20 protein-coding genes are annotated in these 22928 nt (G+C 68.2%); 15 read left to right on the top strand and 5 right to left on the bottom strand.

The genetic code is table 11. The annotated features are described in order from the left end of the window. Window positions 1–63 precede the first annotated feature (63 nt). The 3 genes from hbs (at window position 64) to MKP05_RS06390 (ending at window position 3589) form a co-directional block, all read left to right on the top strand. Window positions 64–336, top strand: a complete 273-nt coding sequence (gene hbs, locus MKP05_RS06380; RefSeq protein WP_110285067.1) for a non-specific DNA-binding protein Hbs — start codon at window positions 64–66, stop codon at window positions 334–336. 175 nt (window positions 337–511) lie between these two features. Beyond that, window positions 512–2332, top strand: a complete 1821-nt coding sequence (locus MKP05_RS06385; RefSeq protein WP_240567511.1) for a SurA N-terminal domain-containing protein — start codon at window positions 512–514, stop codon at window positions 2330–2332. 216 nt (window positions 2333–2548) lie between these two features. Next, on the top strand, window positions 2549–3589 hold the full coding sequence (locus MKP05_RS06390) for a CobW family GTP-binding protein (RefSeq protein WP_240567512.1): 1041 nt from the start codon (window positions 2549–2551) through the stop codon (window positions 3587–3589). Here MKP05_RS06390 and MKP05_RS06395 read toward each other — a convergent pair. Next, window positions 3579–4337: a UDP-2,3-diacylglucosamine diphosphatase gene (locus tag MKP05_RS06395; protein WP_240567513.1), complete on the bottom strand. Its 759-nt coding sequence runs from the start codon at window positions 4335–4337 to the stop codon at window positions 3579–3581. The genes MKP05_RS06390 and MKP05_RS06395 overlap by 11 nt on opposite strands. 87 nt (window positions 4338–4424) lie before the next feature. Continuing rightward, entirely contained in the window at window positions 4425–4931 is a 507-nt protein-coding gene (locus tag MKP05_RS06400; RefSeq protein ID WP_240567514.1) for a peptidylprolyl isomerase, read from the bottom strand. 316 nt (window positions 4932–5247) lie between these two features. Between MKP05_RS06400 and MKP05_RS06405 the strand changes: the two genes are divergently transcribed. The 4 genes from MKP05_RS06405 to MKP05_RS06420 all read left to right on the top strand — a co-directional run bounded on the left by MKP05_RS06405 (window position 5248) and on the right by MKP05_RS06420 (window position 10269). Further along, window positions 5248–6960 carry a glutamine--tRNA ligase/YqeY domain fusion protein gene (locus MKP05_RS06405; protein WP_240567515.1) on the top strand — a complete coding sequence of 571 codons (1713 nt, stop codon included), beginning with the start codon at window positions 5248–5250 and terminating at the stop codon, window positions 6958–6960. A 1-nt stretch (window position 6961) separates the two neighbouring features. Continuing rightward, window positions 6962–8383, top strand: a complete 1422-nt coding sequence (gene cysS, locus MKP05_RS06410) for a cysteine--tRNA ligase (RefSeq protein ID WP_240567516.1) — start codon at window positions 6962–6964, stop codon at window positions 8381–8383. 219 nt (window positions 8384–8602) lie between these two features. Further along, on the top strand, window positions 8603–9949 hold the full coding sequence (locus MKP05_RS06415) for a type II toxin-antitoxin system HipA family toxin (protein WP_240567517.1): 1347 nt from the start codon (window positions 8603–8605) through the stop codon (window positions 9947–9949). Beyond that, the gene (locus MKP05_RS06420) at window positions 9946–10269 is read left to right on the top strand and encodes a helix-turn-helix domain-containing protein (RefSeq protein WP_110285075.1); all 324 of its coding nucleotides are present in this window, start codon (window positions 9946–9948) and stop codon (window positions 10267–10269) included. The genes MKP05_RS06415 and MKP05_RS06420 overlap by 4 nt, the downstream gene beginning before the upstream one ends. Here the strand turns inward: MKP05_RS06420 and MKP05_RS06425 are convergent. Beyond that, window positions 10215–11252, bottom strand: a complete 1038-nt coding sequence (locus MKP05_RS06425; protein ID WP_240567518.1) for a DUF1853 family protein — start codon at window positions 11250–11252, stop codon at window positions 10215–10217. The genes MKP05_RS06420 and MKP05_RS06425 overlap by 55 nt on opposite strands. 92 nt (window positions 11253–11344) lie before the next feature. Between MKP05_RS06425 and osmF the strand changes: the two genes are divergently transcribed. The 8 genes from osmF to MKP05_RS06465 all read left to right on the top strand — a co-directional run bounded on the left by osmF (window position 11345) and on the right by MKP05_RS06465 (window position 21017). Further along, window positions 11345–12256 carry a glycine betaine ABC transporter substrate-binding protein OsmF gene (osmF, locus tag MKP05_RS06430; protein ID WP_240567519.1) on the top strand — a complete coding sequence of 304 codons (912 nt, stop codon included), beginning with the start codon at window positions 11345–11347 and terminating at the stop codon, window positions 12254–12256. Window positions 12257–12264: 8 nt separating this feature from the next. After that, a complete protein-coding gene (locus MKP05_RS06435) occupies window positions 12265–13431 on the top strand; it encodes an ABC transporter permease (RefSeq protein WP_240567521.1) in 1167 nt (388 codons plus the stop codon). Beyond that, window positions 13428–14372 (top strand): ABC transporter ATP-binding protein, encoded by a 945-nt coding sequence (locus MKP05_RS06440; protein ID WP_240567523.1) that lies wholly within the window; start codon window positions 13428–13430, stop codon window positions 14370–14372. The genes MKP05_RS06435 and MKP05_RS06440 overlap by 4 nt, the downstream gene beginning before the upstream one ends. After that, window positions 14365–15120: an ABC transporter permease gene (locus tag MKP05_RS06445; protein WP_240567524.1), complete on the top strand. Its 756-nt coding sequence runs from the start codon at window positions 14365–14367 to the stop codon at window positions 15118–15120. Before MKP05_RS06440 ends, MKP05_RS06445 begins: the two co-directional genes overlap by 8 nt. 206 nt (window positions 15121–15326) lie before the next feature. Then, a complete protein-coding gene (locus MKP05_RS06450; protein ID WP_110285080.1) occupies window positions 15327–16541 on the top strand; it encodes a thiamine pyrophosphate-dependent dehydrogenase E1 component subunit alpha in 1215 nt (404 codons plus the stop codon). Between the two features lies 1 nt (window position 16542). Next, window positions 16543–17520, top strand: a complete 978-nt coding sequence (locus MKP05_RS06455) for an alpha-ketoacid dehydrogenase subunit beta (RefSeq protein WP_110285081.1) — start codon at window positions 16543–16545, stop codon at window positions 17518–17520. A gap of 29 nt (window positions 17521–17549) precedes the next feature. Further along, window positions 17550–19160, top strand: a complete 1611-nt coding sequence (locus MKP05_RS06460) for a dihydrolipoyllysine-residue acetyltransferase (protein ID WP_240567526.1) — start codon at window positions 17550–17552, stop codon at window positions 19158–19160. A 6-nt stretch (window positions 19161–19166) separates the two neighbouring features. Then, the gene (locus MKP05_RS06465) at window positions 19167–21017 is read left to right on the top strand and encodes a protein kinase domain-containing protein (RefSeq protein WP_240567528.1); all 1851 of its coding nucleotides are present in this window, start codon (window positions 19167–19169) and stop codon (window positions 21015–21017) included. Between the two features lie 28 nt (window positions 21018–21045). Here MKP05_RS06465 and MKP05_RS06470 read toward each other — a convergent pair whose 3' ends face one another. Then, a complete protein-coding gene (locus tag MKP05_RS06470; protein WP_240567530.1) occupies window positions 21046–22344 on the bottom strand; it encodes a TRAP transporter large permease in 1299 nt (432 codons plus the stop codon). 16 nt (window positions 22345–22360) lie between these two features. Beyond that, window positions 22361–22912, bottom strand: coding sequence for a TRAP transporter small permease (locus tag MKP05_RS06475; RefSeq protein ID WP_240567532.1), 552 nt, complete (start codon window positions 22910–22912; stop codon window positions 22361–22363). Window positions 22913–22928: the final 16 nt, after the last annotated feature.

Raw genomic sequence — 22928 nt, forward strand, 5'->3', positions numbered from 1 at the left:
GCGTTATTCAGCCAAAAGTCGCGTCGATTAGAGTCATTTTCTGAAACAGTCAAGGGGTGAAGTGTGAACAAATCCGAGCTGATCGAAGCCATCGCTGCATCTGCCGACATTCCCAAGGCAGCCGCTTCCCGTGCTCTGGACGCCATGGTCGAGACCGTGGCCGAGAGCCTCAAGAAGGGCGAGAGCGTCTCTCTGGTGGGCTTCGGTACCTTCGCCGTGAAGGAGCGTGCCGCCCGCACCGGCCGCAACCCGCAGACCGGCCAGCCGATCGAAATCAGTGCTGCCAAGGTGCCGAGCTTCAAGGCCGGCAAGGCGCTCAAGGATTCCGTCAACTGAGTGGATGGGTGGCTCCGCACCACTGACGGTTGATCTTCCTACAGGCGCATCGCCCCGGCGGTGCGCCTGTCTTCGTTTCAGCGGCACCGCGCTGCCGGTGCCCGGATGGCCGCGAGCATCCCCGGGATGCGTATAATGTGGCGCGTCCTTGCCAACTTCATCAGCCGAGGCCTGCATGCTGCAAAGTATTCGAGATCGCTCCAGGAGCTGGGGCGCCAAGATCATCATCGGTGCCGTGGTCGTGACCATGGCGCTGTTCGGCGTGGAGTCCCTGGTGGGGCTGTTCGGCGGTGGTGGCGATGACATCGTCAAGGTCAACGGCGAACCGATCACCCGCCACCAACTCGAGCTGGAGGTGCAGCGTGCCATCCGCAGCGGCCAGGTGCCGCCGGAACAGGAGCGGGCCCTGCGGAACCAGATGCTCGACCAGTTGATCATGGATCGTCTGTTGACCCAGTATGCCGAGGAGGGCGGGCTGCACCTCTCGGAGGAACAGCTCGACCAGCTGATCGTCACCTTGCCGGAGTTCCAGGACCAGGACGGCCGCTTCTCCAGCGAGCTGTTCCGTAATCGCCTCGCCAGCGCCGGCTATACGCCGCTCTCCTTTCGCGAGGAGTTGCGTGTCGACATGAAGCGCCAGCAGCTGCAGCAGGGGCTGGCCTTCAGCGACTTCACCCTGCCCGCCGAGCAGGAGCGGCTGGGGGCGCTGCAGCGTCAGACCCGCAGCTTCCGCTACCATACCCTCTCCGCCGCCGATCTCGACGACGAGCTGGAGGTCAGCGAAGAGGCGATGCAGCGCCACTACGAGGCCAATGTCGAGAACTACCAGCGTCCCGAGCAGGTTCGCCTGGAGTACGTGATCATCGACCGCCAGCAGATGGCCGACGAGATCGAGATCGAGGAGCAGGCGCTGCGCGAGTTGTGGCGGGAGCGCGGTCGCGATGCCGACCGTCGTGTTTCGCATATCATGCTCACCTTCAACGGCGAGCGCTCCCGCGAGGAGGCCGTGGCCGAGCTCGAGGCCGTGCGCGAGCGCCTGGCCGAGGGCGAGGCGTTCGCCGACCTGGCTGCGGAGGTCTCGGATGATACCGTCTCGGCCGAGCAGGGCGGGGATCTCGGCGTGATCAGCCGTGGCTTCTTCGGCGAGGCCTTCGAGGACGCCGCCTTCGCCCTGGACGAGGGCCAGGTCTCCGATATCGTCGAGACCGACAACGGCCTGCACCTGCTCAAGGTCACGGCGCTGGAGCGCCCCCCTTTCGAGCAGGTGCGCGATGATTTACGGCGTGAGGCCGCGCTATCCCGTGTTGCCGGCGAGTTCAACGAGCGTGTCCAGCGCCTGATCGACGAGAGCTTCGCCGCCGATGATCTGCAGAGCGTGGCCGACGACATCGGCCTGGAGCTGCACGAGAGCGACTGGGTTTCCCGCGATGGGGCCGAGGGCGTGCTCGCCGAGCCGGGGGTGATGGCCGAGGCGTTCACCGCCGACGTCCTCGAGGAGGGCTACAACAGCGAGGTGATCGAGCTCGACGAGGATCGCCGCCTGGTGCTGCGGGTAGCCGACCATCGCGAGGCCACGGTGCTGGACCTCGACGAGGTGCGTGACAGGGTGCGGGCCGGTGTCGAGTCGCAACTGCGGCGCGAGGCGTTGATCGAGCTCGCCGCCGAGCGCGTCGAGCAGCTGCGGGCCGGTGAGGCAAACGAGATCGCATGGCAGCAGGCCGAGGGCGTCAGTCGTCAGGATGCCGACGGCCTGCCCGAGGCCGTGCTGCAGGCCGCCTTCCGCCTGCCGGCGCCCGAGGGCGATGAGCCGGTCTATGGGCATGCCGTCGCCGGCGACCGGGTGGTGCTGATCGCCCTGGATCGCGTCGAACCGGGTGAGGTCGACAGCGAGACCGAGCTCTTCGTGGCGCGCATGGCCGAGCGGCTGCGGGCCCAGGCGGCCATCCAGGGGCTGCTCGACGACCTGCGTGACCAGGCCGATATCGAGCGTCTCTGAGCGACACTGGCCGTTCGGTAACGGAGGGGCGCCACGGCGCCCCTCTTTCGTGGACACTCTTTACGTGGCTGCTATTTATACCGTTATCTTTCATACCCCCCCGACACCACCCCGGCCCCGGCGTGCTGGCCGACCAGCGGACCATCGCCTGGGCGGTGACGCCTGACGGCAATAATGTTATCTTGTAACATTCAAGGTTTTGCCAGGACCCGTACCATGCCGACTCCGATCGCCAATCTTCCCGTTCACCTGATCACCGGTTTCCTCGGCAGCGGCAAGAGCACCCTGATCCATCGCCTGATCGAGCAGAAGCCCCCGGGAGAACGCTGGGCGGTGCTGATCAACGAGTTCGGCCAGGTGGGCATCGACCAGGCGATGTTTGCCGAGCGCGATGACCTGGTGGTCAAGGGGTTGCCGGGGGGATGCCTCTGCTGTCAGCTCGCCTTCGTGATGCAGGCGACCCTGGTCAACCTGCTGCACCGCCATCGTCCCGACCGCTTGATCATCGAGCCCTCGGGGCTCGGTCACCCGGCCGGGTTGCTCGAGGTGTTGCGCGGGGAGGCCTTCGCCGGGGTGCTGGAAGTCCGCGACATCATCGCCGTGCTCGACCCGCGACGCCTGGACGATCCCCGGGCCCGGGAACACGAGACCTTCCGCGACCAGCTGGAGATGGCCGATGCCGTGGCCCTGACCATGACGGACCTGGCGACGCCGGAGCAGCTCGCAGCCGCCGAGGCCCTGCTGGGCGAGAGCTGGCCAGCCAAGAAGTGGGTCCGGCCGGCGCCCCACGGCGAGCTGCCCCTGTCCCTGCTCATCGAGGCGGCGGGAGGCGAGCCACCACATCGGGCGTCACCCGACAGCGAGGCGCATCGCCGGCTACGCGAGGCGGCGGCCGGCAGCCTGTTGCTGGAGGACTTCGGTGCCGGCGAGCCGACCCCGGGCAAGCCCGTGCGCGAGGAGGGCGGTTCGCTGGGCTATGCCACCCTGGGGTGGCGCTGGCACCCCGACGACGTCTTCGACCTCGATCGGGTCACGGCGCTTCTGGGAGAACTGCCTCGCGGGTTGCGGGTCAAGGGCGTGCTGCATAGCGAGGCGGGCTGGAAGCTCTACAACCGCGCCGCCGGGGCGGTGAGCCTGACCGCCAGCGCCTGGCGGCAGGATTCGCGGCTGGAGGTGATCGGCGAGGCGGGGAGTCTGCCCCAGGCAGAGGAGCTGGAAACCGAGCTACAGGGGTGCCTGTGCGCCTCTAGAGACTGAACTCCCGCAGCTCGGGCTCGCCGTCGTCCTCGACCACGATCTCCCAGCCCTGGCCGGGTTGCCAGTCGCCGAGCACGTAGCGTCGGGCGGGCTGGCCGTCGACCTCGAGCCGGTGAACGGCGGGACGGTGGGTGTGGCCATGGATCAGGCTGGTCACGCCGTGCTCGGCCATGACCTTCTCCACCTCCTCGGGGGTGACGTCCATGATGTCGTCGGCCTTGTTGGAGGTGGCCTCGCCGGATTGCTGGCGCAGCGACTGCGCCAGGGCGAGGCGGTCCTGGAGCGGCATGGCCAGGATCTGCTGCTGCCACTGGGGATTCCTGGCCTGGGCCCGGAAGGCCATGTAGGCCTCGTCACGGGTGCAGAGGCTGTCGCCGTGCATCAGCAGCACCCGCTGGCCGCCGAGTTCGACCACGGCGGGATCGGGGAGCAGCGAGGCCCCGGCGTCGCGGGCGAAGCGCTCGCCGAGCAGGAAATCGCGGTTGCCGTGCATCAGCCGGATCTCGGTGCCGCCATCGGCCAGGCGGCGCAGGGCCTTCGCCACCCGTTGCGCCAGGGCGGCGTTGCCGGTGGGGTCGGCGTCGCCGAGGTCGAGCAGGTCGTCACCGATCCAGGCCTCGAAGAAGTCGCCGAGGACATAGAGGGCATCGACGCCGTCGGCGCGCGCCTCGAGCCAGCGAAGAAAGCCCTCGGTGACGTCGGGCGCGCCGGGGTGCAGGTGCAGGTCGGATATCAGCAGGGTGGTCATGATGGGCTCTCGCGTAGTACTCGGTGACCCGGGGCGTAACGCAACACGCCCGCGGGAGGCGGGCGTGCGACCGGTCGGCGAAAAGGCTCAGGCGTCGGCCTCGTCCTTGAAGTAGGCGCGCTGGATGATGACGTCGTCGGCGGGCACGTCGGCGTGCATGCCGCGACGGGTGGTGGGCACGGCCTTGATCTTCTCGACCACGTCCATGCCCTCGACCACCTCCCCGAACACGCAGTAGCCCCAGCCCTGGATCGACTTGCCGCTGTGGTTGAGGAAATCGTTGTCGCCCACGTTGATGAAGAACTGGGCGGTGGCCGAGTGCGGGTCCTGGGTGCGTGCCATGGCCAGCGTGCCGGTGGTGTTGGTCAGGCCGTTGTCGGCCTCGTTCTCGATCGGGTCACGGGTCGGCTTCTGGTTGAAGTCGGTGTCGAAACCGCCACCCTGGACCATGAAACCGTCGATCACGCGGTGAAAGAGGGTGTTGTCGTAGTGCCCGTCGCGCACGTACTGCTCGAAATTGGCTGCGGTCTTCGGTGCCTTCTCGTGGTTCAGGGCGATGGTGATGTCACCGAAATTGGTCTGCAGAATGATCATCGATAAGTTCCTGTACGATAGAGGGGCGTTGCCTTGGCGTTGCCCATGGGCGTGGCGCTATAATACCGGTTTTGCTTCGATGCGCGAAGCAAGCGTCGAGACGACCGGGGTTGTCGCTGATAGCAGCATCGCTCGGGGCTGATCCGTCGGCAGGCCTGCGAGGAGGCGCTGTGAACCCCTCCCTGGGCGCTACCGACGCCATCCCTGGCGTAGGACCTCCTCTTCGGCCTGCCCCCGGCGCCCCTCGCTGAGAGCACGGCCAAACCGCTCGGCTCTCCACGCCTGCACCTTTTAACCAGAGGCTGTTCTTCTCAACATGACCACCGATACCACCAGCGCGCCGAACTTCATCCGCAACCAGATTCGCGAGGAGATCGAGGCCGGCCGCGCCGGCAAGATCGTCACGCGCTTCCCGCCGGAGCCCAATGGCTTCCTGCACATCGGCCATGCCAAGTCGATCTGCCTGAATTTCGGGCTCGCCGAGCAGTTCGGGGGTGACTGTCACCTGCGCTTCGACGACACCAATCCGGCGAAGGAGGAGCAGGCCTACATCGATGCCATCAAGCAGGACGTCGCCTGGCTGGGGTTCGAGTGGGCCGGCCCGGTGCGCTTCGCCTCGGACTATTTCGACCAGCTCTACGCCTGGGCCCAGCACCTGGTGCGGGAGGGCAAGGCCTATGTCGACGACCTCTCGGCCGACGAGATCCGCGAGTACCGCGGCACCCTGACCGAAGCGGGGCGCCCCAGCCCCTATCGCGATCGCTCGCCCGAGGAGAGTCTCGACCTGCTCGAGCGCATGCGCATCGGCGAGTTCGCCGAGGGCGAGAAGGTGCTGCGGGCCAAGATCGACATGGCCTCGCCGAACATCAACCTGCGTGACCCCATCCTCTACCGCATCCGCCATGCCCACCATCACCAGACCGGCGACAAGTGGAAGATCTATCCCTCCTATGACTTCACCCATGGCCAGTCGGATGCCATCGAGGGCGTGACCCACTCGATCTGTACCCTGGAGTTCGAGGACCACCGCCCGCTCTACGAGTGGTTCCTCGACAACCTGCCGGTACCGGTGACGCCGCGCCAGATCGAGTTCGCCCGGCTCAACCTCAACTACACCCTGACCTCCAAGCGCAAGCTCAAGCTGCTGGTGGACGAGGGCATCGTCGACGGCTGGGACGACCCGCGCCTGCCGACCATCTCCGGCATGCGTCGCCGCGGCTATACCCCGGCGTCGATCCGCAAGTTCTGCGAGATGATCGGTGTGACGCGTGCCGACGGCGGCCTGGTCGATATCGCCATGCTCTACCACGCCATCCGCGCCGACCTCGAGGACAACGCCCCCCGCGCCATGGCCGTGCTCAAGCCCCTCAAGGTGGTGCTGACCAACGTGGCCGAGGACTTCAAGGAGGTCTATGAGGTGCCCGGGCACCCGGCCCGCGAGGACATGGGCGTGCGCGAGGTACCCTTCGCCCGCGAGCTCTATATCGACCAGGACGATTTCATGGAGGAGCCGCCGAAGAAGTTCTTCCGCCTGGCGCCGGGCAAGGAGGTGCGCCTGCGCAACAGCTATGTCATCCGCTGCGACGAGGTGATCAAGAACGAGGCCGGCGAGATCGAGGAGCTTCACTGCTCGGTGGATTTCGACACCCTCGGCAGGAACCCCGAAGGCCGCAAGGTGAAGGGCGTGATCCACTGGGTCAGCGCCGCCCATGGCGTGCCCATGGAGGTGCGCCTCTACGACAATCTCTTCCAGGTCGAGCAGCCCGACCGTGACAAGGACGCCGATTTCCTCGACCACCTCAATCCCGAGTCGCTGGTGGTGTGCCGGGCGATCGGCGAGCCGAGCCTGGCCGACGCCAGGCCCGAATCGCGCTTCCAGTTCGAGCGGGTGGGCTATTTCTGCGCCGACCGCCACGCCAGCCGGGGCGACAGGCTGGTGTTCAACCGCACCGTGGGGCTGAAGGACAGCTGGGCCAAGGTTCAGAAGCAAGAAGCCCAGAAAAAAGAGCAAGGCCAGAAGAAGGGGTGACATGCAGATCTACAACACGCTGACGCGTCGCAAGGAAGCCTTCACGCCCATCGAGCCGGGCCGGATCCGCATGTACGTCTGCGGCATGACCGTCTACGACTACTGCCACCTGGGCCACGCCCGGGTGATGGTGGCCTTCGATGTCATCACCCGCTACCTGCGCTGGCGCGGCTTCGATGTCACCTATGTGCGCAACATCACCGACATCGACGACAAGATCCTCAGGCGCGCCGACGAGAACGGCGAGTCGATCGATTCGCTCACCGAGCGCATGATCGCCGCCATGCACGAGGACGAGGCGCGGCTCTTCGTGCTGCGCCCGGATCACGAGCCCCGCGCCACCGGCCATATCGGCGAGATCGTCGCCATGATCGAGACGCTGATCGCCAAGGACTATGCCTATGCCGCGTACAACGGCGACGTCTACTACCGGGTGCGCCGGTTCGAGGGCTACGGCAAGCTCAACAACCGCGACCTCGACGAGATGCGCGCCGGCGCCAGGGTCGAGGTCGACGAGCACAAGGAGGACCCGCTCGACTTCGTGCTGTGGAAGGCGGCCAAGCCGGGGGAGGCCAGCTGGCCATCGCCCTGGGGCGAGGGGCGTCCGGGCTGGCACATCGAGTGCTCGGCGATGTCGACCTGCTGCCTGGGCGAGACCTTCGACATCCATGGCGGCGGGCCGGACCTGACCTTCCCCCACCATGAGAACGAGATCGCCCAGAGCGAGGCGGCCACCGGCAAGCCCTACGTCAACACCTGGATGCATGCCGGGGCGGTGCGGGTGGACCAGGAGAAGATGTCCAAGTCGCTGGGCAACTTCTTCACCATCCGCGAGGTGCTCGAGGTGCACGACCCGGAGGTGGTGCGCTACCTGCTGGTGGCGAGCCACTACCGCAGCCCGATCAACTACGCCCCGGAGTCGCTCTCGGAGGCGCGCAAGTCACTGGAGCGCTTCTACAACTCCCTTGAAGGCGTCTCGCTCGAAGGGCTGGCGCTCGAGGACACCGCAGCGGCCGAGGACGGGGTGGATGGTCGTTTCGAGGCGCGCTTCACCGCGGCCATGGACGACGACTTCAATACGGCGGAAGCGCTGTCGGTGCTCTTCGACCTGGCCCGCGAACTGAACCGGGCCAAGAAGGAGGCTCCCGGGCAGGCGCCGGCCCTGGCCCATGAGCTCAAGCGCCTGGGTGGGGTGCTGGGGCTGCTCACCCAGGACCCGACGGCCTTCCTCCAGGCCGGTGCCGGCGAATTGCCGCTGAGTGAGGACGAGATCGAGGCGAGGATCGCGGCCCGTGCCGAGGCCAAGAAGGCGAAGGACTTCGCCACGGCCGATGGCATCCGCGACGAGCTGGCCGCGCTCGGCATCATCCTCAAGGACGCCCGCGAGGGCACGACCTGGGTCTACGAGCAGCCCGCCGACTGACCCGCCCCCTGCCGCCTTGGCCACGACGCCCGGCGCCATCGACAGGATGGGCCGGGCGTTTTGCTGTCTGGCCGTCTGCCAGGGGAGAGGGCTAGCCTGGAAGGGGTGAGCAATATTCCGCTCAAAAAAGCTCGGATGCGTAGTTTTGGGGAATTATTTTTCTCAATATTGCCGAGAAGGCTATAATATGAGCAGAATAACTCACATCGATGGCCGGCCATGCAACTGACGCTACAACTCTATCTCGCACATCGCTGGCAGGATGCCGCCGTGCTGGAGTTCCCCGAGCCGGAGCGGGGCACCCGCGGCCGGGTCCGGCTGGGCTACCTGCAGGACCATGCACTGGAGTGGATGTTCCGTGACGATGAGCATGCCTGCAGCCTGACGCTGCCGGTGGAGCTGATGATGAAGCACCAGGCTCCGCGCTGGTTCGGCTTTCTCGAGGATATCATGCCGGCCGGCGCCAGCCGCCGTTACTGGGTCGAGCATCTCGGGCTCCAGGACGTACCGGTCGGCCAGCAGGACATGGCGCTGCTGAGGTACGGCACCATCGCCCCGGTCGGCAACCTGCGCATCAAGGAAGCCGTGCCGGAGGCTCCTGCCGGTTCCCGGTTGCCTCAACGGCGCTTCAGCCTGGCCGATGTCGTCGAGCGGCATGCGGACTTCCTCGAATATGCCCAGCAGATGGGGGCGGCCAGTGGCGGTGCCACCGGAGCCGGTGGCGAGGCCCCGAAGCTACTGCTGCGCCTGGGCCAGGGCGAGCAGGTGTGGATCGACACCTGGCAGGATGATCCCCGACAACCGGATCCGCATTACCTGGTGAAGTTTCCCCGCGGCCGCCGCAGCCAGGATGACTGTGACATCCTGCGCACCGAGTATCACTACTATCAGGAGTTGGCTTCTCTCGGTGTCGACACCATCGATACGGCTGCCATGCGCCTGATCGAGGGAGAGCGTTACCCGTCGCTGTGGTTGCCCCGCTTCGACGTCGAGATGCGTCCGGGGGGGCTGGTTCGTTGCGGACTGGAATCCATCTATGCCCTGGTCGGCGCCGCCCCCGGCACCCACTTGAACCACTTTACCGTGATTCGGCGGCTGGTCGAGCTGCTCGATGCCCAGTACCGCGTGGTGGAGCTTGGCGAGACGTTCGACAGGGAAGCCTTCGTCATCGAATGGGTCAAGCGCGACCTGCTGAATGTTGCCTTCGGCAACTCGGATAATCATGGACGCAACGCGGCGTTGCTGAAGCGACCGGAAGGTATCTGGCACTCTCCCGTCTTCGATTTTGCTCCCATGAAGGCCGACCCGGAGGGCGTGACGAGAACCACGCGCTGGGGCTCTCCCTTCGAGGAAGGCGGCGAGTTCGACTGGCAGGCCATCAGCGAGGCACTGGCCGACCTGGCGTCCCCCGCTCGGATGCTGCATGAGCTCATGGCCACGGCGGCAGGACTCGTGGGCCTCAGGGATCGCTTGCAGGACCGAGGGGTGCCCGAGCGTATCCTGACCATGCCGGCCGTCGGGTTGCGAGCGCTGGATGAGCGGCTCGGTCGATGGAGGCTGGCATGAAGCGTCGCGAGCATACGCCGGACGAGCGCGAAGCCAGGCTGGTGGCCCTGACGCGACAGCTGTTCGACGGCGAAATCAGCGAAGGGCAGCTGCTTCGAACCCTGCGCCGCGAGGTGCTGGGGTTCTCCCAGGAGGACTATGCGCGCCTCGTCGGCGTCAGTCGCCGCACCCTGTCGGACATGGAGGGGGACAAGGGGAACGTCTCGCTCGGCGTGATGAATCGCGTCTACCGGCCGCTCGGATTGCGGGTCGGGCTGATACCCCGTCAGTCGGCACTGCTCGAACGGCTACTTGGGCCAGACGAAGGCGCTACCGGATGAGCGGGGCGGGCATCGCGGTTCGGGGGAAGCGGAATCTGCCGCGGCCAGTCGTCGTCGACCAGGAAGAGTCGCTGCTTGCCGCCGCCCCTTCGTCCGAGCATGATCTGCACCGGTGGGGCGGGCTGGCCGAAGTGCTGTGCCAGCTGCGACTCGAGCTCGCGCAGTGGCAGCAGGTCGCCGGGACGGGGCAGGGCGAACCAGTGGGGCTTGTGCAGCCAGGCACCGCGGGTGCCGCGGGGCAGGCCGTCGCGGAACCGCCGCCAGTCGCGCCAGAACAGCCAGGTGCCGCGCAGGTGATCGACGGTGGCTTCTTCGGGTGGCGGCAGGTGGGTGTGCCAGGGGTAGAAGAGCACCCCGGGGATGGCCAGCCGTCGATGGAGCGCCGGCGCCCGGCGGGTGCCGGACATGTCGGGCTGCATCAGCGCGCGGATGGCCTCCCTGGCCTCGATGGTCTCGGTCAGGCGCAGTTGATGCTGATGCAGGTGCTCGCGCTTGGTAGCGAGGCTGTCGGCACCGCCGGGGCCGATCCAGCGTGCCTGGTCGGAGGGCGCCCCGGGGCCCTCCGGCAGGCCGAGATAGAACTTGATGGCGACTTCCAGGTGGACCGGTGTCGGATCCCCGCGATGACGATAGAGCAGGTCGAGCTCGCCCAGCGTCACCTTGTCCCGATGGATGCGCAGGTTGTGGGCCAGCAGCCGGGTGCCCGGTGCGGTTTCCAGCAGGAACTGCCAGAGGCATTCGTGGTAGAGGCCCATGCGGCCCCTGAGCGTCGCGCCGATACGGTGCGCCAGTGCGTCGGGGTTCGCCTCGAGCGCGTCGAGCCAGCCGGCCAGGGCCGCGTCGTCGGCGAGTCCCAGCTCGGCGCGGGTCGGTCGCCCGGTCCAGGGCATGTCGAGCAGGTCGGGGGCCAGCAGGACCCAGGCCAGGTCCCGGACCAGCGGGTCATGGCAGCGATCGAGCAGGTCGAGGGGCGACGGGATCATGATCGGGGGTTCCACGTTGAGTCCGCTGTCTGACAGTCAAGCTATACAGGCCTTATACTCCGGCTACAGTCACCAGCATACGGGTGGTACGCATGAACCGCACCCTGAACGGACTCGCGGCGCTGGTCGCCGGCACCTTCCTGACGCTAGCCACGGTTCGGGCCGATGATCCGGTCACGGTCTCCTCGAAGATCGATACCGAGGGCTCGGTGCTCGGCCAGCTGATCCTGCAGCGGCTCGAGGCCGGCGGCATCGAGGTGCAGGATCGCCTGCAGCTGGGTGGCACCAGCATCGTGCGCCAGGCGCTGCTGGCCGGCGAGATCGACCTCTACCCGGAATACACCGGGAACGGGGCCTTCTTCTTCGACATGACCGACAGCGACGTCTGGCACGATGCCGAGCGGGCCTACGAGACGGTGCGCGAACGCGACGCCGACAACGGCCTGGTGTGGCTGACGCCGGCCAGTGCCAACAACACCTGGGCGATGAGCGTGCGCGGGGACCTGGCCCGGGAACAGGGGCTCGCGACCCTCGAGGACCTGGCCGACTACCTGGCCGATGGCGGGGAGTTCAAGTTCGCCGCCAGCGCCGAGTTCGTCGAGTCCGAGCAGGCGCTGCCCGCCTTCCAGCAGGCCTATGGCTTCGAGCTCTCCGACGCGCAGCTGCTGGTGCTCTCCGGCGGCAACACCGCCGCCACCATGCGTGCCGCCGCCCAGCAGACCAGCGGGGTCAACGCGGCCATGACCTACGGCACCGACGGCGGCCTCGGCGCCCTGGGCCTGGTGGTGCTGGAGGACAGCCTGGGCGTGCAGCCGGTCTACCAGCCCGCCCCGGTGGTGCGCGAGAGCGTGCTGGCGGCCCACCCGGAGATCGAGTCGCTGCTGGCCCCGCTCTTCGAGGCCCTGGACCTCGAGACCCTGCAGCGCCTCAACGGCGAGGTGGCGGTCGACGGCCGCGATCCGCGTCGGGTGGCGGCGGACTTCCTCGACTACCTGGACGATTGAGCGACGCCATGCGCCGGGAGGTGCTGCGACCCAATCGGGTGCTGCCACTGCTGATGCTGGTCGCCCTGGCCGCCTGGCTGGGGCTCGAGGCGGTCAGCGTGGCGCCCAACCGCATCGTGCCCGGTAGCGGCTTCCGCGCCCATGAGGTGGTCGGCTGGACCGGGGCGCTTGCCGGCTGCCTGCCGCTGCTGGCGGTGGCGGCCCTGGCCTGGCGTCCCACCACGGGGCGGCTGCGCCTGGTGCTGGCCCTGGCCGTGCTGCTGCTGATGGCGATGCCGGCCTGGCTGGGTCTCGCGGTGACGCGGCTCGTCGACCCGGCCCAGCCCCAGGCGCGGCTGGGCCTCGGCGGCGCCTTCTGGGTGCTGCTGTTCCTGCTGCTGCTGGCGCTGATCGAGCTGCGTGCCCGGTTGCGCCTGCCGCGGCTCGCGGGCTGGGGGCTGCTGGTGCCGGTGCTGCTCGCCTGGTGGCTGGCCCTGGCGTCCTGGCTGGAGCCCCTGGCGCTGCTGCAGGAGTATCGGGGGCGCAGCGACCAGTTCGCCGCGGCGGTGGGGTACCACCTCGGCCTGGTCGGGGCGGCGGTGGGGGCGAGCCTGGTGATCGGGGTCGCGCTGGCGCTTCTCATGCGCCGGCATGCCGGCCTGCAGAAGGCCGGCTTCGGCGTGCTCAACTTCCTGCAGACCATCCCCAGCCTGGCGCTGTTCGGCCTGCTGCTGGCGCCGCTGGCCTGGCTGGCGGCCAATGTCGGGTGGCTGGCGGCCCTGGGCGTCCGCGGCATCGGCTGGGCGCCGGCCTTCCTTGCCCTGGTCGGCTACAGCCTGCTGCCCATGGTACGCAACACCTTCGTGGCGCTGGAGGGCGTGGACCCGGCGGTGATCGAGTCGGCCCGGGGGATGGGCATGAGCCCTCGCCAGGTGTTCCTGCAGGTGCGCCTGCCCCTGGCGCTGCCGGTGATGCTCGAGGGGCTGCGCATCACCACGGTGCAGGCCATCGGCCTCACGGCCGTGGCGGCGCTGATCGGGGCCGGCGGCCTGGGCGGCTTCATCTTCCTGGGGCTGGGCCAGGCCGCCATGGACCTGGTGCTGCTGGGGGCCCTGCCGATCCTCGTCATGGCGCTGGTGGCGGACGCGCTGCTGGGGGCGCTGACCGAACGACTGCACCCCGGGGGGACGAGATGATCGAGCTGTTCGACGTGACCAAGCGCTTCGGCAGCGAGACGGCCGTGGACGGTATCTCGCTGCGCGTCGAGCGGGGCGAGTTCTGTGCCCTGGTGGGCACCTCCGGCTGCGGCAAGTCGACCACCCTGCGCATGATCAACCGCCTCATCGAGCACAGCGCCGGCGAGATCCACCTCGATGGCCAGCCGGTGCGCAACTTCGACGAACAGACCCTGCGCCGGCGCATCGGCTATGTCATCCAGAGCACCGGCCTCTTTCCCCACTGGACGGTGGCCCGCAACATCGGCCTGGTGCCGCGGTTGCTGAAGTGGCCCCAGGCCAGGATCCAGGCGCGGGTCGAGGAACTGATGACACTGCTGGGGCTGCCGATGGAGAGCTTCGCCGACAAGTATCCCCACCAGCTCTCCGGTGGCCAGGCCCAGCGCGTCGGCGTCGCCCGCGCCCTGGCCGCCGACCCCGAGATCCTGCTGATGGACGAGCCCTTCGGGGCGCTGGACCCCATCACCCGGGACGCGCTGCAGGAGGAGCTGCGTGACCTCCAGTCGCGGCTGCACAAGACCATCGTCTTCGTCACCCACGACATGGACGAGGCGCTGCGACTGGCCGACCGACTGGTGGTGATGGATGCGGGACGCATCGTCCAGCAGGGGGTGCCGCTCGACCTGGTGCGCGAGCCCGCCGACGCCTTCGTCGCCTCGCTGCTGGGCGGCGACGACCGCGGCTTCAAGGAGGCGGCGCTGACCCGGGTCGGCGAACGGATGCTGCCGCTCTCGCCGCGGCTGATCGCCAGGGCCCGGGTGCATCGCGAGGCCTCCCTGCGCCAGGCGCTGGCGGTGATGTTCCGCGAGCACGCCGACCGGCTCACGGTGGTCGACGACGAGGACATGCCGGTGGGGGAACTCTCGCTGCGGCGCCTGGTGGGGGCGCGGCCGCATGAGTGAGAGGGCGCTGGCATTCGGCCTCGCCGCCGCGCTGCGGCACTGGTGGTTGCCCCTCGTGTGGCTCGGTTTGCTGTTGCTGGCGAGCCTGGGCATGGCCGAGCTGGAGGCCGGGTTCCGCTGGCTCGAGCCGGACTCGCGCGAGGTGATCTACCGGCGTACCGACTTCCTGACCCTGCTCGGCCGCCACCTGCTGGTGGTGGGGGTGGCCTCGCTGCTGGCGGGCTTGGCCGGGGTGGGGGCGGCGGTGCTGGTCACCCGCCCGTTCGGCCGCGATTTCCTGCCGCTGGTCGCCCAGCTCGCCTCCATGGGCCAGACCTTTCCGCCGGTGGCGGTCTTGGCGCTGGCGGTGCCGGTGCTCGGTTTCGGCACCCTGCCGATCATCGTCGCCCTGGTGCTCTACGGCCTGCTGCCCATCGTGCGCAACAGCCTGGCCGGGCTCCAGGGCATCGACCCGGCGGTGCAGGAAGCGGCTCGCGGCATGGGCATGAGCAAGGGGCAGGTACTGCGACAGGTGGAGCTGCCGCTGGCCGCACCGGTGATCCTGGCCGGGGTGCGCACCTCGGTAACCATCAACATCGCCACCGCCGCCCTCGGCGCCACCGTGGGGGCGAGCAACCTCGGCGACCCCATCATCTCCGGCATCGTCAACGGCAACACCGCCTATATCGTCCAGGGGGCGCTGCCGATCGGGCTGCTGGCGCTCACCGCCGACAGCGCCTTCGAGCGGCTGCTGCGTCACCTGCGTTAGCCGGGACACGGTCGTTGCCAGTGTTTTCACTTGGATTTCGCCTCGGGGCTAGCAAGATGGAGGCGTTTGATGGCATCTTACGTCAACGTCAACTGTTAGGCGTTGGCGGTGCGCTGGGGCAAACCTCTGGCGCCTGGCTACATTAGAGTCGACACTGCCCTCACAAGGGGCGGTAGCGCTCCTGCCACCACCCAAGGACCAGGACGATGACAACGACACAAGACATCCATTCGCCGGACTTCCTGGCCGGCGACGAGTTCACGATCCCCACCTTTCGCCTGCTGCAGCAGGACGGCACCCTGTTCGAGGGCGCCGAGGCGCCCGACCTCGAGCGCGACAAGGCGCGACGCATCTACCAGGCGATGGTCTTCACCCGGGTGCTCGACGAGCGCATGATGGCCGCCCAGCGCCAGGGGCGGCTGAGCTTCTACATGCAGTGCACCGGGGAGGAGGCCGCGGTGATCGGCGCCACGGCGGCGCTGGACGACGCCGACATGATCATGGCCCAGTACCGCGAGCAGGGCGCCCTGGCCTACCGCGGCTTCACCTTCGACGAGTTCATGAACCAGCTGTTCGGCAACGAGCTGGACTACGGCAAGGGGCGCCAGATGCCGATCCACTACGGGTCGCGCAAGCTCCACTACATGACCATCTCCTCGCCGCTGGCCACCCAGATTCCCCAGGCCACCGGCTATGCCTATGGCCAGAAGCTGGCCGGCGACGGCCACTGCACCACGGTATTCTTCGGCGAGGGGGCGGCCTCGGAGGGCGACTTCCATGCCGCCCTCAACATGGCGGCGGTGCACAAGGTCCCGGTGATCTTCTTCTGCCGCAACAACGGCTACGCCATCTCCACCCCCGCCGTCGAGCAGTTCGCCGCCGACGGCGTGGCGCCGCGGGCCTTCGGCTATCGCATGCACGTGATCCGTGTCGACGGCAACGACATCCTGGCGGTCTACCAGGCCACCCGGGAGGCCCGGCGCATCGCCGTGGAGGATAACCAGCCGGTGCTGATCGAGGCCATGACCTACCGCCTGGCGGCCCACTCCTCGTCGGACGACCCCTCGGGCTACCGCTCGAAGAAGGAGGAGGAGGCCTGGCGCGAGAAGGACCCCATCCTGCGCATGCGGCACTGGCTGAATGATCGCGACTGGTGGAGCGAGGACGAGGAGAAGGAACTCCAGGAGCGGCTGCGCCGCGAGGTGCTGGAGACCATGAAGCGCGCCGAGAAGCGCCCGCCGCCGCCGCTGGACAGCCTGGTCACCGACGTCTACGCCGACGTCACCCCGGCGCTGCAGCGCCAGCTCGATCACCTCAAGACCCATATCCGCCAGTACCCGGACGCCTACCCGCGAGGGGCGCGGTCGCTCGACCCCGACGTGGTCGCCGGCGATGACGCCGCCGTGAAGGGAGGGGAGTGAGATGCCGAAGATGAACATGCTGCAGGCGATCAACAACGCCCTGGACATCGCCATGGCCGAGGACGAGAAGGTGATCTGCTTCGGCGAGGACGTGGGCTTCTTCGGCGGCGTCTTCCGTGCCACCAGTCATCTGCAGGAGAAGTACGGCAGGGCGCGATGCTTCAATACGCCGCTGGTCGAGCAGGGGATCATCGGCTTCGCCAATGGCCTGGCCGCCCAGGGATCGGTGCCGGTGGCCGAGATCCAGTTCGCCGACTACATCTTTCCGGCCTTCGACCAGATCGTCAACGAGACGGCCAAGTTCCGCTACCGCTCCGGTGACCTGTTCAATGTCGGTGGCCTGACCATCCGTGCGCCCTATGGCGGCGGGATCGCCGGCGGCCACTATCACTCCCAGTCGCCGGAGGCCTACTTCGCCCACACCCCGGGCCTCAAGGTCGTGGTGCCGCGCAACCCCTACCAGGCCAAGGGACTGCTGCTCTCGGCGATCCGCGACCCCGACCCGGTGCTGTACTTCGAGCCCAAGCGGCTCTACCGCGCCTCCACCGGCGAGGTGCCCGAGGAGGACTACCAGCTGCCCATCGGCGAGGCCGAGGTGACCAAGGAGGGCGCCGACATCACCCTGCTCGGCTGGGGCGCGCAGATGGAGGTGATCGACCGCGCCGTGGAACTCGCCGAGAGGGAGGGCATCTCCTGCGAGGTGATCGACCTGCGCTCCATCCTGCCCTGGGACGAGGACACCGTCGTCGAGTCGGTGCTCAAGACCGGCCGCCTGGTGATCACCCACGAGGCGCCGCTGACCGGCGGCTTCGCCGGCGAGATCGCCGCTACCGTCCAGGAGCGCTGCTTCCTGTACCTGGAGTCGCCCATTGCCCGGGTGACCGGCCTCGATACCCCCTTCCCGCTGACCCTGGAGAAGGAGTACATGCCGGACCATCTGAAGATCTTCGAGGCGATCAAGGCCACCCTGGCCTATTGACGACCGATATCCGGACAGGAGAGGACGAGATGAGTGACTTCATGCTGCCCGATATCGGCGAAGGTATCGTGGAATGCGAAGTGGTCGAATGGCGGGTCGCCGAGGGCGACGCCATCGAGGAGGACCAGCCCGTGGTCGAGGTGATGACCGACAAGGCGCTGGTGGAAATCACCGCCCCGGAGGCGGGGCGGGTCACCCGGCTCTACGTGCCCAGGGGCGAGATCGCCAAGGTGCACGAGCCGCTGTTTGCCTACGAGAGCGAAGGTGAAGTGGAAGCCGCGAAAGCCCAGGACGAGCGGCAGACCGCTGCCGTGGGGAAGCCGACGCCTGCCGGGGCGGAACCGTCGTCTGCGCCCGTTGCCGCCGCCAAGGATTTCATCCTCCCCGATATCGGCGAGGGGATCGTGGAGTGCGAGGTGGTCGAGTGGCGGGTCGCCGAGGGCGACGCCATCGAGGAGGATCAGCCGCTGGTCGACGTCATGACCGACAAGGCGCTGGTGGAGATCACCGCCCCCGAGGCGGGCACCATCAGCCGGCTGCATGTGCCCAAGGGCGAGATCGCCCGCGTGCATGCGCCGCTGTTCGCCTATGTGCCGGCGCGGGCCGGGGAGGGCGAAGGTGCCTCGGCGGAACCGCCGGCGTCGACCGGGCGTCCGGCGGAACGCGCCGCGCCCGCGCCCGTGACGGCCGCGCCGGTGGCCACCGGCGGGCGCGGCCCCTATGGTCGCATTCCCGCCAGCCCCGCGGTGCGTCGCCTGCTGCGCGAGCACGGCCTGGCGCTGGAGGCGGTGCCCGGCTCGGGCAAGGATGGCCGGGTGCTCAAGGAGGACGTGTTGCGCGCGCTCGACGCGGGCGGTGCCGAGCCGGGGCGGCCCGAAACGGCCGCGGCGCGTCCGGCAGCCGACGAGGCCGCCCGCGAGATGCCGGAGGGCGGCGAGGTCCGGGTGGAGCCGCTGCGCGGCATCCGCGCGGTCATGGCGCGGCGCATGGTCGAGGCGGCCACGACCATTCCGCACTTCCAGTATGGCGAGGAGATCGATGTCACCGCGTTGCTGGCGTTGCGCGAGCGACTCAAGACCGCGGCCGAAGCGGGGAACACACGCCTGACGCTGATGCCCTTCTTCATGAAGGCCATGGCGCTGGCGGTGCGCGAGGAGCCGATCCTCAACGCCCGGCTCGATGAGGCGGTCACCGAGATCCACTACCAGTCGTCGGTCAATGTCGGCATGGCGGTGGACAGCCGCTCGGGGCTGATCGTGCCCAACGTCAAGGGCGTGGAGCGGCGCACCCTGCTGGACGTGGCTCGCGAGATCCAGCGCCTGACCGGCGATGCCCGCGAAGGCAAGGTGGCCCAGGCCGACCTCAAGGGGGGAACCATCAGCATCTCCAACATCGGTGCCCTGGGCGGGACCTATGCCGCGCCGATCATCAATGCGCCCGAGGTGGCGATCGTCGCCATCGGCAAGAGCCAGTGGCTGCCGCGCTTCGACGCGCATGGCGAGGTGACCCGGCGGGCGATCATGACCGTCACCTGGGCCGGCGACCATCGCATCATCGACGGCGGCACCATCGCCCGCTTCTGCAACGCCTGGAAGGGGTACCTGGAAGCGCCGGAGACGATGTTATTGCATCTGGGGTGAAGCGTAATGTCCCATGCTCCACTGCAGCAGTTCTATATCCCGGAAGAGCAGTCGATCTACCTGCTCAGCCACGACGACGCCCGCAAGCTCAAGGAGTGGGTGGCGCTGTGTCAGGCCCAGCTCGAGCAGCTGGGCTACCGGGACATCGAGCTGATCGGCAAGGGGGCCTACGGCTTCGTCTTCGCCGGGGTGACGGCGCTGGGCGACGAGTACGTCTTCAAGTTCACCCGGGTCAACCTGCCCCAGCATCTGCAGGACCGCCTCGAGGAGGAGGCCTTCATGCTGGAGCAGGTCGACCACCCCCGGGTGCCCAGGCTGATCGCCTACCAGCGCGTGCGCCACCAGTCGATCCTGGTGATGCAGCGGGCGCCGGGGATCAACCTGGAGGAGGTCTCGCTGCGCGAGGGGCGGCTGTCGCCGCGCCTGGTGGTGCGCATCGCCGACCAGCTGGCGGATATCCTGCGCGGGCTCCGGCGCGAGTCGGGCCCGGCGGGCAGGCCGGTGGTGCACGGCGACATCAAGCCCTCCAACCTGGTGTTCGACGCCGCCACCGAGCGCATCGCCTTGATCGACTGGGGCTCCTCGGTGTTCGCCCAGCTCGATGCCAACCAGCAGTTCGTGGCGGCCAACGTCATGGAACTGATGTCGGACAACCTGCAGCAGACCAACGCCCGCCTGGGCGATGTCTATTTCATCGGCGAGGAGCAGTTGAACGGCGCCCTGTCGTCGCCCCGCTTCGACGAGCAGGGCGCCGCCGGCACCCTCTACGCCCTGGCCTCGGCCCAGTCCTGCCGCTTCGGCCACCGGGCCATTCCCGCGACCTCCCTGGGGCTGCCCATGGAGTTCGCCCGCATGCTCGACGGCATGCTCGACCCGGATCCGCGGGTGCGCCTGAAGGCCGGCGATCACTTCATCCGCGCGATGCCCAGGCTCGCGCGGCTGGTGATGCTCGACCTGCCCGAGCCACCGCCGACCGCGCTGGTGCCGGTCTGGGGGCGACCGGCGAGCCGCGAGATCGACACCGTGGTCTACAGCTCGCGCAAGGCCTTCCTGCGCGAGGAGGGCGGTCGCGAGACGCTCAACGACGTCAACGACGTCCAGCTCGACCGCTACTACAGGAACTTCATGCAGGGCATGGGCGAGACCGAGAAGGCCTTCCTCGCCGCGGTGAGCCGGCTGGGTCGCTACCCGGTGGTGGGCGGGCTGGCGGTGCGCTGGGAGGTCGACGGGGTCTATATCGATACCTCGCTCAACCTGCACGACCCGTCGCTCAAGCCGGCCTTCGTCGCCGCGGTGAACAACATGGTGCACCTGGCCCGGGCGATCTATCGCCAGGGCATCTTCAAGAGCTGCCTGTTCAACGCCCGCGATACCCTGCACCTGGACCGCGAGGGGCCGGACCGCCCTTTCGTCGTCGAGCCGGGCATGCGCCTGGCCTACGAGGTCAGCGCGGTGCCCGAGCTCGAGGATCGCAGCCGGCTGCACAGCTACTTCGAGGACGGGCCCGACCCGGAGGAGTTCCTGGTGCTGCCCGAGGCGATCATCGCCTCGCTGGAGGCGCTCAACGACATCCACCACACCGGCATGATCATCTTCGAGGCGCTACCCGAGCACCTCAAGATCCACAGCTATTACCGGCTGCTCGACCCCTCCCGGGAAGCGGAGTTCCGGCGCCGCCTCGAGGACATCCTCGCCGCGGTGGACCTGATCGAGGGGCTCGGTGTGTCGGGCTTCATGAAGATGCCCTACAAGGACACCCGCTTCTTTCCCCATGTGGAGCGCCAGCCGGAGCGCTTCTATCCCCGCGACCCCCGAGCGGTGCTGGCCGAGACGGCGGCGGGCCCGCGCGGCGTGTAGTGGCCGGTCATCGGGGACTCCTTGCGCATCACCGGTTGCCCATGGCGTCCGGTAGCCAGGTGACGATGCCGGGGAAGAGGCTGATCAGCACCACGCCGAGCATCATCAGGAAGAAGAACGGCATGGCCGCCCAGGCGATGGCGAGGATATTGCGGCCGGTCATGCCCTGCAGCACGAAGAGGTTGAAGCCCACCGGCGGGGTGATCTGCGACATCTCCACCACGATCACCAGGTAGATGCCGAACCAGATCAGGTCGATGTCGGCGGCCTCCACCATGGGCAGCATGATCGAGGTGGTCAGCACCACCACCGAGATGCCGTCCAGGAAGCAGCCCAGCAGGATGAAGAAGACCGTCAGCGCCGCCAGCAGCATGAAGGGCGAGAGGCCCTGGGTGGCGATCCAGGCCGCGAGCTCCCGGGGCAGGCCGGTGAAACCCATGGCGGCGGTGAGGAAGCTCGCCCCGGCGAGGATGAAGGCGATCATGGTCGAGGTGCGCACCGCGCCGAGCAGGGCGTCGCGGAACACCAGGCGGCCCATGGTGCCCTGGACCCGGGCCAGCAGCAGCGAGAGCACCACCCCCACGGCGGCGGCCTCGGTGGGCGAGGCCAGGCCGGTGTAGATGGAACCGATGACGCCGACGATCAGCGCCAGCATGGGAATCAGCCGGCGGGCCCGGCGCAGCTTCTCGCCCAGCGGCAGGCCGGCCTCGGCGGGTGGTATGCGGTCGGGAAAGCGCCAGGCCCAGAGCATCAGGTAGGCGGCGAACAGCGAGACCAGCAGCAGGCCGGGCAAGATGCCGGCCACGAACAGGCGGGCGATGGACTGGTCGGTGGCCACCCCGAAGACGATCAGGATGATCGAGGGCGGGATCAGCAGCCCCAGGGTGGCCGAGCCGGCCAGGGTGCCGATGACCAGGCGCTCGTCGTAGCCGCGGCGGGTGAGCTCGGGGATGGTCATCCTGCCCATGGTGGCGCAGGTCGCCGCCGAGGAGCCGGAGACGGCGGCGAACAGTCCGCAGCCCACCACGTTGGTGTGCAGCAGCCGCCCGGGGATGCGCTGCATCCAGGGCGACAGGCCGGTGAACATGTCGTCGGCGAGTTTCGAGCGGAACAGGATCTCGCCCATCCAGATGAACATCGGCAGGGCGGTGAGCTCCCAGCTGTAGCTGGAGCCCCAGATGTTCGAGGCCATGACGTCGCCGGTGGGGATAGAGGTGAACTGGGAGAGCCCCAGCCAGCCGAGCCCGAGCAGCGAGAAGGCCACCCAGACGCCGCTGCCGAGCAGCAGCAGCAGGGCCGCGAAGAGGATCGTCATCATCAGGAGCATGGTCGGTCTCCGGGGCTCACTCGTGGCCGCTGTCGTCGATGGTGAAGGCCGAAGGCCGGGTAGTGGCGGTACGCAGCGTGGCGAGCCAGGTCTCGAGCAGCGCCAGGCAGAACAGCACCACGCCGGCGAGCATGGCCGACTGGGGGATCCACAGCGGAATGCGCAGCAGGCCGTAGGAGGTCTCGTTGAAGGCGATGCTGTCCTCGAGCAGCCAGTAGAGGTTCCAGGCGAGGTAGAGGCAGAGTGCCAGGGCCACGCTCAGGCAGAAGGCCTCGACGAAGACCCGGGTGGCGGGCGGAAGCCGGCCGATCAGCAGGGTCACGCGGATATGGCCGCCGTGGACGAAGGTGTAGGCCAGCCCGAGGAAGGTGGCGCCGACCAGCAGGAAGCCGGAGATCTCGGCGAGGCCGGGAATGGCCAGGCCGATGCGATCGCCGCCCACCCGGGTGGCGATGAGATCGATGATGCGCCCGAGGATCTGGGCGGTGATCAGGCCGCAGATCAGGCACAGGCAGGCGGCGGCCAGGTAGCCGCCCAGGTCGTAGAGCGGACGGAGTCGGTAACGCATGAGACTTCACCCTGTG

This window comes from Halomonas flagellata, from assembly GCF_022487945.1.
In the GTDB taxonomy this organism is placed as follows: Bacteria; Pseudomonadota; Gammaproteobacteria; order Pseudomonadales; family Halomonadaceae; genus Halomonas; species Halomonas flagellata.

Excerpts from the sequence above, each read along its gene's own strand:
- MKP05_RS06395 (WP_240567513.1), bottom strand. The coding sequence starts at position 4,337 with ATGACCACCCTGCTGATATCCGACCTGCACCTGCACCCCGGCGCGCCC.
- MKP05_RS06435 (WP_240567521.1), top strand. The coding sequence starts at position 12,265 with ATGCGCCGGGAGGTGCTGCGACCCAATCGGGTGCTGCCACTGCTGATG.
- MKP05_RS06425 (WP_240567518.1), bottom strand. The coding sequence starts at position 11,252 with ATGATCCCGTCGCCCCTCGACCTGCTCGATCGCTGCCATGACCCGCTG.
- MKP05_RS06460 (WP_240567526.1), top strand. The coding sequence starts at position 17,550 with ATGAGTGACTTCATGCTGCCCGATATCGGCGAAGGTATCGTGGAATGC.
- MKP05_RS06415 (WP_240567517.1), top strand. The coding sequence starts at position 8,603 with ATGCAACTGACGCTACAACTCTATCTCGCACATCGCTGGCAGGATGCC.
- osmF (WP_240567519.1), top strand. The coding sequence starts at position 11,345 with ATGAACCGCACCCTGAACGGACTCGCGGCGCTGGTCGCCGGCACCTTC.
- cysS (WP_240567516.1), top strand. The coding sequence starts at position 6,962 with ATGCAGATCTACAACACGCTGACGCGTCGCAAGGAAGCCTTCACGCCC.
- MKP05_RS06385 (WP_240567511.1), top strand. The coding sequence starts at position 512 with ATGCTGCAAAGTATTCGAGATCGCTCCAGGAGCTGGGGCGCCAAGATC.
- MKP05_RS06420 (WP_110285075.1), top strand. The coding sequence starts at position 9,946 with ATGAAGCGTCGCGAGCATACGCCGGACGAGCGCGAAGCCAGGCTGGTG.
- MKP05_RS06390 (WP_240567512.1), top strand. The coding sequence starts at position 2,549 with ATGCCGACTCCGATCGCCAATCTTCCCGTTCACCTGATCACCGGTTTC.
- MKP05_RS06450 (WP_110285080.1), top strand. The coding sequence starts at position 15,327 with ATGACAACGACACAAGACATCCATTCGCCGGACTTCCTGGCCGGCGAC.
- MKP05_RS06445 (WP_240567524.1), top strand. The coding sequence starts at position 14,365 with ATGAGTGAGAGGGCGCTGGCATTCGGCCTCGCCGCCGCGCTGCGGCAC.
- MKP05_RS06455 (WP_110285081.1), top strand. The coding sequence starts at position 16,543 with ATGCCGAAGATGAACATGCTGCAGGCGATCAACAACGCCCTGGACATC.
- MKP05_RS06475 (WP_240567532.1), bottom strand. The coding sequence starts at position 22,912 with ATGCGTTACCGACTCCGTCCGCTCTACGACCTGGGCGGCTACCTGGCC.
- MKP05_RS06400 (WP_240567514.1), bottom strand. The coding sequence starts at position 4,931 with ATGATCATTCTGCAGACCAATTTCGGTGACATCACCATCGCCCTGAAC.
- MKP05_RS06470 (WP_240567530.1), bottom strand. The coding sequence starts at position 22,344 with ATGCTCCTGATGATGACGATCCTCTTCGCGGCCCTGCTGCTGCTGCTC.
- MKP05_RS06440 (WP_240567523.1), top strand. The coding sequence starts at position 13,428 with ATGATCGAGCTGTTCGACGTGACCAAGCGCTTCGGCAGCGAGACGGCC.
- MKP05_RS06465 (WP_240567528.1), top strand. The coding sequence starts at position 19,167 with ATGTCCCATGCTCCACTGCAGCAGTTCTATATCCCGGAAGAGCAGTCG.
- MKP05_RS06405 (WP_240567515.1), top strand. The coding sequence starts at position 5,248 with ATGACCACCGATACCACCAGCGCGCCGAACTTCATCCGCAACCAGATT.